This window comes from Streptomyces sp. NPDC056835 (genome assembly GCF_042789485.1).
In the GTDB taxonomy this organism is placed as follows: Bacteria; Actinomycetota; Actinomycetes; order Streptomycetales; family Streptomycetaceae; genus Streptomyces.
The window spans coordinates 26,483-39,641 of record NZ_JBHUBB010000036.1; the positions used below are offsets into that span (position 1 = coordinate 26,483).

The following is a 13,159-nucleotide window of genomic DNA, read 5'->3' on the forward strand; positions in this document are numbered from 1 at the left end:
GCGCGAACAGGCGTCGAACTTACCGGAGCGCCCCGTCGGCTTGAAGGGGCTGTCCTAAGATGTCCGAAGTGACGTCGGCCGTTACCGAAGGGAAGCTTGACTGATGGGGAGCGCACAGGAGAAGGAAGAGCTGTACGCCCTCGACATCTCGGGTGTCGAGTGGATCGGCGCCCCCGGCACGAGCGCGGACGAGGAACGGGTCGAGATCGCCTATCTGCCCGAAGGAGCCGTCGCGATGCGGTCGTCCATCGATCCGGACACCGTGCTGCGCTACACCGAGGCGGAGTGGCGGGCGTTCGTACTCGGCGCGCGTGATGGCGAGTTCGATCTGCGCTGAGGCCGGTGAGACGGCTACGGCTGAGGCCGCGGCAGCCGCAGGGGGCGGCCGGGGCACAAGACGTATACACGTAGGGGGCGCGCTTCGAACGGAGCGCGCCCCCTGCATATGCCGGACGGGCGTTTCGCGTTCTTTTTCCGCGTTCTTGTTCCGGATTCCGGTTCCCGGTTCATGTGTCACCGGAGCGCGGGGAATCGACACCGAGACCGGATTGTTGGGCAGCGCGCACCGGACGGCCGGGACCGGGCCATGGGCAGCCGGTGCACCCGGCCGGTGTGGATTTCGCCAGTATCTCGTATAGAGATGTACGGATTTGACCGCTTGCCCCGTTCACTTTCCGCTCTGAGATGTTCACTTGTGGGCAACTGAAGGGCGGTACGTGTTGTACGGGACGGCCGTCGACGGACCGGTCCGGCCTGACGTGTCGGCGCCGTTGACGATTAGGGTGGGTGTGGGCGCGGCAGCGTTGAACTTGTGGACAGGCCGACCGCGTCGTAAGGGGAAGAGCCGGGCGGACCGGACGTACAGATTCGGTCGCCCCAACCCACCACGGCACAAGGGTGCTCGACCACACCAGGAGGCAAAGTGAAGGGCGATCGGGACGAGATCCGCGGGGGCTGGAACCGGCCTGCCGCGGACGATCAGTCCGACGCGGAGCCCGAGATGACGGGTGAGTTCACCATCGACTACACCCCGCCGGCCTGGTACACGCAGAACGCGCCGGGGGACGCGTCCGGTGGTGGCGCGGCGAGTACGCCGCCACCCGCGTCGTTCACGAACCCTCCCCCACCGCCCGACGGTGCGCCCGTCGCCGTACCGGGGCTGCCCACGGGCAGTGGCTTCGAACCCAACTGGGCACCGGCACAGCCGCCGACGCCCCCGACGCAGGCGCCCGTACAGATGCCACCGCCCGAGATGGCTCCGGCGCCGGCGCCGGAGCCCGCTCCCGACGCGCCGGAGCCGTTCGGCGGCGGTGATATCGAGAGCGGGTCGACCATGCGGTTCTCCCCGGCGTCTCTCAAGCGGGAGATCGCCGAGCGGGAAGCCGCGGAGAACAGGGCCGCGGAGAGCCTCGAATCCGGTGCGCCCGAGGGACCGGACAGCGCCGAGGGCGTGAGCGAGGCCGGGCCCGACGCCGAGCCCGCACCCGCGCCCGTGGTGGTCGCCGACGGTACGGGGGGAGCCGAAGCGCCGGACGTACCGAAGCCCGTGGCCGACCCGGTCGCGGAGGCCGAAGCTCCGGCGGCGCCCGAGGTTCCGGAAGAGGAAGAGGCCGAGGGCTCCCGCGAGCGTGCGGGCGACGAGCGCGACGAGTGCGAGCGCGACGGCGGCGAGACCGCTGACGCCGACGCACCGGCCGCTTCCGCGCCCGTGGACGCGATCACGGACGCCGTTCCCCAGGCCGCCGCACCCACCAGCGAGTCCCAGGACGCTCCCCCGGCCCCCGCGCCGGCCCAGCCCTGGGCCCCCCAGCAGGCCGCCGCCCAGAGCCCCGGACTGCCTCCGCTGCCGCCCGCGTACCAGCCCGCCGCGCCGACGGCCGCGCCGCAGTGGCCCGTACAGGCCCCGGCCCAAGCCCAGGCACAGCCGCACGCGCAACCGCAGCCCGAGCCCCAGCCCCATCCCCAGCCCCAGGGTCCCGCGCAGTCTCCGGACGCCTGGCCCGGACAGCCGCCGCAGAGCGGGTACGGCTTCCCCCACCAGGCCCAGCCCGGCCAGCAGCCGCAGCCCACACAGCAGGCATACCCCGGTCAGCCCGGTCACCCCGGTCAGCCAGGACACCCCGCCCCCGCCGCGTTGCCACCCGCCGTACCCGGCCCCGACGCCCCCGTCCCGCCGGCCGGTTACGGCTTCCCGCACCAGCAGGGGCAGCCGGGCCCGTACCAGCCGGCCCCGCAGGGCGGTTACGGCTTCCCGCAGCAGGGCCTGCCGGGAGCGCAGGGCGGCTACGGATTCCCCCAACAAGGCCAGCCGGGCCGGCCAGGACAGCCGGGGCACCCTGGTCTCCCCGGCCAACAGTCACACCCCGGTCAGCCGGCACACCCCGCTCAGCAGTCACACCCCGCTCAGCCGGGCGCCGGCGCTCCCGCGCCGCTGCCTCCGCAGGCGCCCCATCTGCCCGTACCGGCCAACCCGAACCTCCCTGCCCAGCAGGCACAGCAAGCCCCACACACCCCTCAGCCCCATCAGGCCCATCAGACTCAGCCGCAACAGTCACAACCGCAGCAGTCCGCGCCCGGGGCCCCGCCGGTGGACCCCCGTACCGGCGCCGCCTGGCCCTCCGCCGTCTCGCACGACCACCGCGAGCGGTCCGTGCCCGGCGCTCCGCTCGGCTACACGGCCGCCGTGGAGCTCTCCTCCGACCGGCTCCTGCGCAACAACAAGCCGAAGGCAAGGAGCAGCCGCAATCCGTCCGGTGGTTCGCGTTTCAAGATCGGCGGGAAGGCCGCGGAGGCGGAGCGGCTGCGCAAGCTCGAACTGATCCGTACGCCGGTGCTCTCCTGCTACCGGATCGCGGTCATCAGCCTCAAGGGCGGTGTCGGCAAGACCACGACGACCACCGCGCTGGGCTCCACCCTGGCCACCGAGCGGCAGGACAAGATCCTGGCGATCGACGCCAACCCGGACGCCGGCACGCTCGGCCGCCGCGTACGGCGTGAGACGGGCGCGACCATCCGCGACCTGGTCCAGGCGATCCCGCATCTGCACAGCTATATGGACATCCGCAGGTTCACCTCGCAGGCGTCCTCCGGCCTGGAGATCATCGCCAACGACGTGGACCCGGCCGTCTCCACGGCGTTCAACGACGAGGACTACCGGCGCGCGATCGAGGTCCTGGGCAAGCAGTACCCGATCATCCTCACGGACTCGGGCACCGGTCTGCTCTACAGCGCCATGCGCGGGGTGCTGGACCTGGCCGACCAGCTGATCATCATCTCGACCCCGTCCGTCGACGGCGCGAGCAGCGCGTCGACCACGCTCGACTGGCTGTCCGCGCACGGCTACGCCGAACTGGTACAGCGCTCGCTCACAGTGATCTCCGGGGTCCGTGAGACCGGCAAGATGATCAAGGTCGATGACATCGTGCAGCACTTCGAGACCCGCTGTCGCGGGGTGATCGTGGTGCCCTTCGACGAGCATCTGGCGGCCGGTGCCGAGGTCGACCTCGACATGATGCGCCCCAAGACGCGTGAGGCGTACTTCAATCTCTCCGCGATGGTCGCCGAGGACTTCGTACGGGCCCAGCAGGCACAGGGGCTGTGGACCGCGGACGGGCAGCCGCCGCCGCACCTCGCCCCGCCGATGCCGGGCCCCGGCCAGCAGCCGACGCAGGGTCAGCCCCCTTACGGTCAGCCGGTGCAGGGCCAGCCGTACGCGCCCCAGCAGTATCCGCAGCACTACCCCCCGCAGCAGCCACAGCCGCACCATCCGCATCAGCAGCCGCCATACCCCTACCCGCCCCAGCAGCAGGCGGGGCCGTATCCGGGACCCGGCGTTCAGCAGGGCTGGCAGCAGCAGCCCTCGCCCGCCGCGCAACAGCCGGTGCACCCCGACCAGCCCGGCCAGGCGGACTTGCGGGGGCCTGTCCCGCCCGGCGGCCGGCCGCAGCAGCAGCCCCCACAGGCACCGCCAGCGCCTCAGCAGTAGGGCAACAGAGGTAGATACCAATGAGGGGCCGCACCGTCTTCAGGGTGCGGCCCCTCGCCCTATTCCCGCAGACCACACGGGGTGTGGGCGGCCGTTGACTCAGCCGGACAGCCGCTGATAAACCTTCGCTTCACCAGATGGCGAATCAGCGTCAACCCGGCTTCTCCGTGCGAGTGATAACACGAGGTCACCGTCCCATGGTCGAAAGAGTCTTCCCGCGCACGCCACGGCAGCCCGCCCGGCAAACCGCCCGGCCGCCGGTCCGGCAGTCCGTACGGCAACGCCCCCGTCTTCGTCTGCTCCTGGCCTCCGGTGCCGCCTCCGCCGCGCTCGTCGCCGGGACCGTGATCCCCCTCAACCCGCTGCTCCCGGCGCCCCAGCAGGCCCAGGCCGCCGACGGCAAGAAGGTCCTCACCGTCGCGGTCAGCCAGAGTGTCGACTCCCTCAGCCCGTTCCTGGCGCAGTCATTGGTCAGTACCAGCATCCACCGGCTGACCTACGAGTATCTGACCAACTACGACCCCAAGGACGCGCACACGGTCCCCGGCTTCGCCACCGCCTGGGAGCCCTCGGCGGACAAGCTGACGTGGACCTTCACCATCCGCGAGGACTCGAAGTGGTCCGACGGCGTGCGGGCGACCGCCGAGGACGCCGCGTGGACGTTCAACAAGATGATGACGGACGAGAACGCGGCCACCGCCAATGGCAGCTTCATCTCCAACTTCAAGAAGGTCACCGCGCCCGACCCGGAGACGCTGGTCGTCGAGCTGAACAAGCCTCAGGCCACCATGACGGCGCTCGATGTGCCGATCGTGCCCAAGCACATCTGGGAGAAGGTCGGCGACTTCTCCAAGTTCAACAACGACAAGCAGTTCCCGATCGTCGGCAACGGGCCGTTCGTCATTACGGACTTCAAGGTCGACCAGTACCTCAAGCTCAAGCCGAACAAGGACTTCTGGCGCGGTGCGCCCAAGTTCGACGAGCTGGTCCTCAAGTACTACAAGGACGGGGACGCCGCCGTCGCGGCGCTCCAGAAGGGTGAGGTGTCCTTCACCGCGAACCTCACCCCCGCGCAGGCGGCGGCGCTGAAGAGCGCCGACAACATCAAGGTCAATGACGCGCCGGGGCGCCGTTTCTACGCGCTCGCCACCAACCCCGGTGCCCGCTCCAAGGACGGCGAGAAGTTCGGCAACGGGCATCCCGCCCTGCTGGACCCGGCGGTCCGCGAGGCGCTGTTCCAGGCGGTCGACCGCAAGACGGTGATCGACAAGGTCTTCCAGGGGCACGCCGTCGAGGGCAAGGGCTATATCCCGCCGCGCTTCGACGCGTACTTCTGGGAGCCCTCGGCGGACCAGACGATCGCGTACGACCCCGCCGCCGCTGCCCGGACCCTGGACGCGGCCGGCTACCGGAAGAACGGCGCGGGCAAGCGCGTCGGCAAGGACGGCAAGCCGCTGGACTTCCGGATCCTCTGCCATGCCACGGACCCGAACGACAAGGCCATCGGCAAATATCTCCAGGAGTGGTGGGGACAGCTCGGCATCGGGCTGAAGGTCGAATGTCTCGACAATGTCTCCGACCCCTGGCTCGCTGGCGACTACGACCTGGCGTTCGACGGCTGGTCGGTCAACCCCGATCCCGACTACGTCCTCTCCATTCACACGTGCGGTGCGCTCCCCGCCACGCCCAAGGACAGCGGCGCCACGGACAACTTCATCTGCGACAAGCGGTACGACGACCTGTACGCCCAGCAGTCGGCGGAGTACGACCCCGCCAAGCGCGCGGAACTGGTCAAGCAGATGGAATCGCGGCTGTACGACACCGGGTATATGAATGTCATGGCCTATCCGAACGCGGTCGAGGCGTACCGTACCGACCAGATCAAGTCGATCACGACGATGCCGGAGGCCGCCGGCAATCTCTGGGGCCAGGACGGCTACTGGAGTTGGTGGTCCGCGGTGCCGGCCGATGACGGTGGCGGTTCCGGCGGCTCTTCCTCGACCGGTGTGGTGATCGGGATCGGGGCGGCTGTCGTGGTCGCCGCCGCCCTCGGTCTCCTCGTCGCGATGCGTCGCCGTTCCACCGCGGAAGACCGTGAATAACCGATGAGCACCGCAAGCACCCCCGGTGTGGTGCGGGACACCGTCGACGGCCCGGTGAAGACCGGGCCGTCCGGCTCCGCCCCCACCACCTCGGGCACCAGGACCGCGTATCCGCTCTATGTGGCGGGCAAGCTGGGCGGCGCCGTCGTCTCGCTGCTCGCCGTCCTCGTCACCAGCTTCTTCCTCTTCCGGATCATCCCCGGCGACCCGGTCAAGGCCATGACCCATGGCGCACCGACATCCGCCGAGCAACTGGCCACATTGCGCAAGCAGTTCGGGCTCGATCTGCCGCTGTGGCAGCAGTTCACCGATTACTGCGGCCGGGCGCTGACCGGCGATCTGGGCACCTCGTACCAGTTCCACGCGCCGGTCGGTGAGCTGATCGCCGAGAAGCTGCCCGCGACACTGCTGCTCACGGGTGTCGCCGTGGTGATCTACTCGGCGCTCGGCCTCTGGCTCGGCACCCGCTCCGCCTGGCGCAACGGGGGCCTGAGCGACCGCCTCAACACCGGTGTGGCGCTGACGCTGTGGTCCGTTCCGTCCTTCTGGCTGGGACTGTTGCTGATCATCGTCTTCTCGGTGGGCATCGGCCCGATCCCCGGCATATTCCCGACCGGTGGCATGGAGTCGGGTGACTCGTCCGGCTTCGGTTACGTCCTCGATGTGGCCCACCACATGGTGCTGCCGGTGGCCACACTGGTCGCGGTCGGATACGCGCAGACGCTGCTCGTCATGCGGTCCTCCCTGCTGGACGAGATGGGCAGCGACTATCTGACGACGGCACGGGCCAAGGGTCTGCGGGACGATCTCGTACGACGCAGGCACGCGGTGCCGAACGCCCTGCTGCCCACCGTCACCATGGTCTTCATCAATCTGGGCCATGTCGCGGCCGGTTCGATCCTCGTCGAGACGGTCTTCTCCTGGCCCGGTCTCGGCGGACTGTTCTACCAGGCGCTGAGCGTGCCCGATCTGCCCCTCGTCCAGGGGCTGTTCGTCGTCTTCGCGGGGGCGATGATCCTGATGAACCTCCTCGCCGACCTGCTCTATCCGCTCCTCGATCCCCGGGTGGGCCGATGACCCTGGAGAAGACCCCGCCGGCCTCCGCACCGTCCGCGGGCCCCTCGTCGCCGTCGGCCTCCTCGCTCGCCTGGGCCCGTCGTCGCCGCTCGGTGGCGCGCTTCTGGACGGAGTACCGTACCCACCGCGCCGGACTGCTCGGGCTCGCCGGGCTCGCGTTCATCGCGCTGATCGCCCTCTTCGCGCCGCTGCTCGTCGGCGGCGATGTGCGGAGCGTGACGAACGCGCCCGGTACGGCCCTGGAGAAGCCGAGCGGAGAATTCCCGCTCGGCACGGACCAGTTCGGGCGCTCGCTGCTCGGCCTGCTGATCTGGGGCGCCCGGATCTCGCTGACCGTGGGGCTGCTGGCCGCCGCGCTGTCGGTGGCCATCGGCACACTCGTCGGGGTCATCGCCGGGCACTACGGCGGCTGGTTCGCGACGGTGGTCATGCGCATCACGGACTGGTTCCTGGTGATGCCGGCGCTCGTGCTGGCGATCGTCCTCGCGACCGTCATGTCCCGGTCCATCTGGACGGTGATCCTGGCGATCGGTGTCACCAGCTGGCCGACGACGGCGCGGCTGGTACGGGCCCAGACCATCGCCGTCGAGTCCCGTCCGTACATCGAACGTGCCCGTGCGCTCGGCGGCGGCCACGGCCACATCATGACGCGCCATGTGCTGCCCAACGTCATGCCGCTGGTGCTCGCCCAGACCACCCTCGGCATCTCCAACGCCATCCTGACCGAGGCGACGCTCGCCTTCCTCGGCCTCGGCGATCCCCTCATCATCTCCTGGGGCGGCATGCTCCAGGACGCGCGCGAGGCGGGCGCGGTCTCCTCGGGGCACTGGTGGTATCTGGCACCGCCCGGTATCGCGATCGCGTTCGTCGCGCTCACGTTCACACTCTGCGGCCGGGCGATCGAAGCCGTACTCAACCCGAAGCTGGGGGTGTCCCGTTGACCGGCACGACACTGCTGGAGATCAAGGACCTCCATGTCACATACGGCTCCGGTCCCTCCGCCGTGCCCGCCGTACGGGGCGTCGACCTCACCGTCGAGTCCGGCCGCAAGCTGGGCATCGCCGGTGAGTCGGGGTGCGGCAAGTCCACCCTCGCACTCGCGCTGCTCCGGCTGCTGCCCGCCTCCGCGCGGCTGTCCGGAGAGATCCTGCTCGATGGCGAGGACGTCCTCACCATGAAGTGGGGGCGGCTGCGCGCCGTTCGGTGGGCGGGGGCGTCGATCGTCTTCCAGGGCGCGATGCACTCGCTCAACGCGGTGCACCGGATCGGGGACCAGATCGCCGAACCAGTGCTGCTGCACCGGCGCGCGACCCCCGCCGCGGCCCGCTCGCGCGCCGGCGAACTGCTGGAACAGGTCGGTCTGCCGGCCGCCCGTGCGGACGCCTATCCGCACGAACTCTCCGGCGGACAGCGCCAGCGCGTGATGATCGCGATGGCACTCGCCTGCGATCCCCGGCTGATCGTCGCGGACGAGCCGACCACCGCGCTCGATGTGATGATCCAGGCGCAGATCCTGCGGCTGATCGAACAGCTCGTCGCGGACCAGGGCATCAGCCTGCTGATGATCAGCCATGACCTGGCGGTCCTCTCGGACACCTGCGACCGGCTCGCCGTGATGTACGCGGGCCGGATCGTCGAGGAGGGTCCGGCGCGCACGGTGTACGACGCCGCCGAGCATCCCTACGGCCGGGCGCTCTCCGCCGCCTTCCCGCGCATCGGCGACCCCGCGTCCCGGCGCGCCCCGCGCGGGCTGCCCGGCGACCCGCCGGACCCGTCGGCGCTGCCGTCCGGCTGTACGTTCCATCCGCGCTGCCCGGTCGCGCTGGACTCCTGCGCGAGCGACGACCAGGAGCTGCGGGCCGCGGGTCCGGGCCGCCGGGCGGCCTGCGTACGGGTGGGCTCGACCGCACCCGCGGAGGTACGTCCATGACGGTGTCCGCGACCACCCCTCAGGAGCCACCCATGCCCGCCGTCCCCCTGCTCTCGGCCGCCGCACTGAACGTCACCTTCCCGGGCCGACGCGGCGCGCCTCCCGCCCGCGCCGTCGACGGTGTCGATCTCGACATCGGCCCCGGGGAAATCGTCGCGCTGGTCGGCGAGTCGGGCTGCGGCAAGACCACGCTGGCCCGCACCCTCCTCGGTCTGGTGCCGCCCACCGGCGGCGGGGTCAGCTTCGCCGGGGAACCACTGGGGTACGGCTCCCGCGCCCTCAAGGCGTACCGCAAGCGGGTCCAACTGGTGCTCCAGGATCCGAGCGGTTCCCTCAACCCGCGCCATACGGTGTACGACGCGGTGGCCGAGGGACTGCGGATCCACGGCTACCGTGGCGATGAACGCGAGGCCGTCGCCGAGGCGCTGTCCCGCGCCGGTCTGCGCCCACCGGAGCGCTTCTTCCTGCGCTACCCGCACGAGCTGTCCGGGGGCCAGCGCCAGCGCGTCGTCATCGCCGGCGCGCTGGTCCTGAAGCCCGAACTGATCGTCGCGGACGAGCCGGTGGCGTCCCTGGACGCGTCCGTACGGGGCGAGATCCTGGCGCTCCTGCTGTCCCTGCGTGACGAACTCGGCCTCTCCGCGCTGGTCGTGACACACGACCTGGGTCTCGCGTGGAACATCGCGGACCGGGTGGCGGTGATGTACCTGGGCCGGATCGTGGAGACAGGGCCGGTCGAGGACGTACTGACGAGCCCTCAGCACCCTTACACGCAGGCGCTGTTGTCCGTCCTGCCCGAGGCGGACGGCCCCCCGGTCATCCTCACGGGCGAGCCCCCGGACCCGTCCCGCATCCCGGCGGGCTGCCGCTTCCACGCGCGCTGCCAGGTGCTGGCGTCGGGGGAGGCGGAGCGGGCGGGGGTGGCGGGAAGGTGCCGGACGGAGGCGCTGCCGGTGCTGATGGGTGGGGCGTCCACGCAGGTGGCGTGCCACTGGGTGGGAGCCGGCCAGGTCGCGGGGCGCCGTCCGGCGCCCCCGGCGGAAACCGCTACGCGTCGTACGACTCGGTGAGGGCCCGCGATCTCTTCACGTCGTCCCTGATCGCTTCCAGCAGCGCCTCGATCGACTCGAACTTCCGCTGCCCCCGCACATACGACAAGAAGTCCACGGTCACATGCAGCCCGTACAGATCCAGCCCCACCCGGTCGATCGCATACGCCTCGACCGTCCGTTCCGTCCCCTCGAACTGCGGGTTCGTGCCCACCGAGATCGCCGCCGGCATCCGTTCCCCGTCCGCCGTGAGCCATCCCGCGTACACCCCGTCCGCCGGGATCGCGGTGTGCGGCAGGGTCTCCACGTTCGCCGTCGGGAAGCCCAGTTCGCGTCCGCGCTGCGCACCGCGTACGACCACGCCCTCCACCCGGTGCGGCCGGCCCAGGATCTCCGCCGCGCCCGCGACGTCGCCCTCGGCGACCAGTCTGCGGGTGAGGGTGGACGAGAAGGGCTCGCCGCCGCCCGCCTCGCCGGTGACATAGAGGTCGACGACCTCGACCTCGTAGTCGTATGTCACACCCAGATCGGCGAGGACGGCGACATCGCCGGCGGCCTTGTGGCCGAAGCGGAAGTTCGGGCCCTCGATGACCGCTCGGGCGTGCAACTTGTCGACCAGGACCTTCACGATGAAGTCGGCGGGCGACAGCTTGGAGAACTCGACGGTGAAGGGCAGGATCAGCAGCGCGTCCACCCCCAGGTCCGCCATCAGCTCGGCGCGCCGGTGGTGGGGCGCGAGCAGGGGCGGGTGGCTGCCGGGGCGTACGACCTCGCTGGGGTGCGGGTCGAAGGTGACGACGACCGACCGCACCCCCAGCTCGCGTGCCCGTTCCACGGCCCGCCCGATGATCAGCTGGTGACCGCGGTGCACCCCGTCGTAGGAGCCGATGGTGACGACGCCGCGCCCCCAGTCCTGGGGGATGTCCTCCAAGCCACGCCAGCGCTGCACTGTGACCGCTCCTCGCCCGAAACTGTGTACGTCATTACCGATTACGCAGCTCTAAGACTGCCATGCCCCGCGCCCACGGCCCTCACCGGCACCGGAGAACCCGGCGCGGGCGGAACACGCCCCCCGTGCACTGGTGGTGCACTCCGTGCGCCCGGCCCCCGGGGTGAGTGGCGGGCGTGGGGTGGACAGGCACCTGTGGGAGGGGGACCGTGGGACGGGCGGGCGTGCCTGTCCGCCCCACGGTGGGGGGTTCAGCCGAAGACCGCCAGGCTCTTGGCCTTGCCGTGCTGCTCCTCGACCAGCGCCACGAAGCGCCCCTCGGGGTCGAACGCGGCCACGGGGCTCGTCGCGTACGAGGGCATGTCCAGCCGTACGCCGTTGAGCAGCAGCTTGGCCCGCCTCTCGTCCACGTCCCAGCGCGCGAACGCCGCGGCGGCGGCTTCGGCGACGGGCATGACGGTCAGCTCCTCCTGGAGCTGGTCGAGCGTCTTCGCCGCGTCCAGCGCGTAGGGGCCCACCCGGGTCCTGCGCAGCGCGGTGAGATGGCCGCCGACCCCGAGGCCGGCGCCGAGGTCGCGGGCGAGGGCGCGGATGTACGTGCCGGAGGAGCAGACGACGGAGACGACCAGGTCGAGGACGGGAGTGCCGTCATCCGCGACCGCCTCGCGGACGTCGTAGAGCCGGAAGGACGAGACGGTCACCGGGCGGGCCGGGATCTCGAACTCCTCGCCGCCGCGCACGCGGGCGTACGACCGCTTGCCGTCGATCTTGATGGCGCTGACCTTGGACGGCACCTGCATGAGGGGTCCTGTCAGCGCCGCGATTCCGGCGTCGATGGCCTCGCGCTTCACCGCGGAGGCGTCGGTGGAGGAGGTGATCTCCCCTTCCGCGTCGTCGGTGACGGTGTTCTGCCCCAGCCGGATCGTGCCGAGGTATTCCTTCTCGGTCAGCGCGAGATGTCCGAGGAGCTTCGTGGCCCGCTCCACACCGAGGACGAGGACGCCCGTCGCCATGGGGTCGAGGGTGCCGGCGTGGCCGACGCGGCGGGTTCTGGCGATCCCGCGCATCTTGGCGACGACGTCATGCGAAGTGAAGCCCGACGGCTTGTCCACGATGACAAGCCCGTCGGGCGTCGTGTTCTGCTGAGTCATTCCGCGGCGGCGCCGTCCGTGTCGTCGGTGGCATCGGTGTCGTCGTCGTCCTTGCGGTACGGGTCGGCCCCGGCCGCGTAGGTCTTGCCGGTCGACACCTCCCGTACCTCCGCGTCCTTGGCGCGCGCCTTGTCGAGAAGGTCCTCGATGGTGCGGGCGTTGTCCGGCAGGGCGTCGGGCACGAACGACAGCGTCGGCGTGAAGCGGACGCCGGTCTGACGGCCCACCTCGGAGCGGAGGACGCCCTTGGCGCTCTCCAGGGCGGCCGCGGAGGCCGCGCGCTCCTCGTCGTCGCCGTAGACCGTGTAGAAGACCGTGGCCTCCCGCAGGTCGCCGGTGACGCGGGCGTCCGTGATGGTCACGAAGCCCAGTCGCGGGTCCTTGATACGGCGGTCCAGGGTCTCCGCGACCACGACCTGGATGCGATCGGCCAGCTTGCGGGCCCGCGCGTTGTCGGTCACCGGTCCGTCACTCTTCCTTCTGGGTTTTCTTGTGTACTGGTCAGTCTTCATCGCCGTGCAGCCGCCGTCGTACCGACAGCAGCTCCACCTCGGGGTGGCCGGCGACCATGCGCTCGCACCGGTCCAGCACATCCGTGAGGTGCGCCCAGTCCCCGGACACCACCGCGAGACCGATCTCGGCCCTGCGATGGAGGTCCTGGCCTCCGGTCTCCGCCACGCTCACCGCGAATTTCCGCTGGAGCTCGGCGACGATGGGCCGGACGACGGAGCGTTTCTCCTTCAACGACCGTACGTCGCCGAGGAGCAGATCGAAGGACAGCGTCCCCACATACATGCGTTTCCGGATCCCCGCCGGTACGGGTTCAGATGCCCTGCCAGCGCTTGGCAGGGGCACAAGAACCGTACACGGAACGGCCGGGGCCGATCGACGGAATATGCGTCCCGTCGACCGGCCC

The 13,159-nt window shown here is 70.6% G+C and carries 11 protein-coding genes; 7 read left to right on the forward strand and 4 right to left on the reverse strand.

The window, feature by feature from the left end; genetic code table 11:
• The first annotated feature begins 103 nt into the window (after positions 1 to 103).
• From ACFRMN_RS31770 to ACFRMN_RS31800, 7 genes are all read left to right on the forward strand, one after another.
• Positions 104 to 337 (forward strand): DUF397 domain-containing protein, encoded by a 234-nt coding sequence (locus ACFRMN_RS31770; RefSeq protein ID WP_030351665.1) that lies wholly within the window; start codon positions 104 to 106, stop codon positions 335 to 337.
• Between the two features lie 585 nt (positions 338 to 922).
• Positions 923 to 3,985 carry an SCO5717 family growth-regulating ATPase gene (locus tag ACFRMN_RS31775; protein ID WP_383026095.1) on the forward strand — a complete coding sequence of 1,021 codons (3,063 nt, stop codon included), beginning with the start codon at positions 923 to 925 and terminating at the stop codon, positions 3,983 to 3,985.
• Between the two features lie 197 nt (positions 3,986 to 4,182).
• Positions 4,183 to 6,087 (forward strand): ABC transporter substrate-binding protein, encoded by a 1,905-nt coding sequence (locus tag ACFRMN_RS31780; RefSeq protein WP_383026098.1) that lies wholly within the window; start codon positions 4,183 to 4,185, stop codon positions 6,085 to 6,087.
• Positions 6,088 to 6,090: 3 nt separating this feature from the next.
• Complete coding sequence (locus ACFRMN_RS31785; RefSeq protein WP_383026100.1) at positions 6,091 to 7,164, forward strand: ABC transporter permease; 1,074 nt, start codon at positions 6,091 to 6,093, stop codon at positions 7,162 to 7,164.
• Complete coding sequence (locus ACFRMN_RS31790; protein WP_383026103.1) at positions 7,161 to 8,105, forward strand: ABC transporter permease; 945 nt, start codon at positions 7,161 to 7,163, stop codon at positions 8,103 to 8,105. Before ACFRMN_RS31785 ends, ACFRMN_RS31790 begins: the two co-directional genes overlap by 4 nt.
• Positions 8,102 to 9,094, forward strand: a complete 993-nt coding sequence (locus ACFRMN_RS31795; protein WP_383026106.1) for an ABC transporter ATP-binding protein — start codon at positions 8,102 to 8,104, stop codon at positions 9,092 to 9,094. Before ACFRMN_RS31790 ends, ACFRMN_RS31795 begins: the two co-directional genes overlap by 4 nt.
• A complete protein-coding gene (locus ACFRMN_RS31800) occupies positions 9,091 to 10,164 on the forward strand; it encodes an oligopeptide/dipeptide ABC transporter ATP-binding protein (protein WP_383026109.1) in 1,074 nt (357 codons plus the stop codon). The genes ACFRMN_RS31795 and ACFRMN_RS31800 overlap by 4 nt, the downstream gene beginning before the upstream one ends.
• Here the strand turns inward: ACFRMN_RS31800 and ACFRMN_RS31805 are convergent.
• The 4 genes from ACFRMN_RS31805 to ACFRMN_RS31820 all read right to left on the reverse strand — a co-directional run bounded on the left by ACFRMN_RS31805 (position 10,142) and on the right by ACFRMN_RS31820 (position 13,038).
• On the reverse strand, positions 10,142 to 11,092 hold the full coding sequence (locus tag ACFRMN_RS31805; RefSeq protein WP_383026112.1) for a bifunctional riboflavin kinase/FAD synthetase: 951 nt from the start codon (positions 11,090 to 11,092) through the stop codon (positions 10,142 to 10,144). The two genes, ACFRMN_RS31800 and ACFRMN_RS31805, sit on opposite strands and share 23 nt — an antisense overlap.
• 251 nt (positions 11,093 to 11,343) lie before the next feature.
• Positions 11,344 to 12,243: a tRNA pseudouridine(55) synthase TruB gene (truB, locus tag ACFRMN_RS31810; protein WP_383026115.1), complete on the reverse strand. Its 900-nt coding sequence runs from the start codon at positions 12,241 to 12,243 to the stop codon at positions 11,344 to 11,346.
• Positions 12,240 to 12,704 (reverse strand): 30S ribosome-binding factor RbfA, encoded by a 465-nt coding sequence (gene rbfA / locus ACFRMN_RS31815; protein ID WP_383026118.1) that lies wholly within the window; start codon positions 12,702 to 12,704, stop codon positions 12,240 to 12,242. The genes truB and rbfA overlap by 4 nt, the downstream gene beginning before the upstream one ends.
• Positions 12,705 to 12,744: 40 nt before the next feature.
• The gene (locus ACFRMN_RS31820; RefSeq protein WP_249954225.1) at positions 12,745 to 13,038 is read right to left on the reverse strand and encodes a DUF503 domain-containing protein; all 294 of its coding nucleotides are present in this window, start codon (positions 13,036 to 13,038) and stop codon (positions 12,745 to 12,747) included.
• Positions 13,039 to 13,159 lie beyond the last annotated feature (121 nt).

Bases quoted from the DNA above. Each gene is read 5' to 3' on its own strand.
- ACFRMN_RS31770 (WP_030351665.1), top strand. From the start codon at position 104: ATGGGGAGCGCACAGGAGAAGGAAGAGCTGTACGCCCTCGACATCTCG.
- ACFRMN_RS31780 (WP_383026098.1), top strand. From the start codon at position 4,183: ATGGTCGAAAGAGTCTTCCCGCGCACGCCACGGCAGCCCGCCCGGCAA.
- ACFRMN_RS31785 (WP_383026100.1), top strand. From the start codon at position 6,091: ATGAGCACCGCAAGCACCCCCGGTGTGGTGCGGGACACCGTCGACGGC.
- ACFRMN_RS31790 (WP_383026103.1), top strand. From the start codon at position 7,161: ATGACCCTGGAGAAGACCCCGCCGGCCTCCGCACCGTCCGCGGGCCCC.
- ACFRMN_RS31800 (WP_383026109.1), top strand. From the start codon at position 9,091: ATGACGGTGTCCGCGACCACCCCTCAGGAGCCACCCATGCCCGCCGTC.
- truB (WP_383026115.1), bottom strand. From the start codon at position 12,243: ATGACTCAGCAGAACACGACGCCCGACGGGCTTGTCATCGTGGACAAG.
- ACFRMN_RS31820 (WP_249954225.1), bottom strand. From the start codon at position 13,038: ATGTATGTGGGGACGCTGTCCTTCGATCTGCTCCTCGGCGACGTACGG.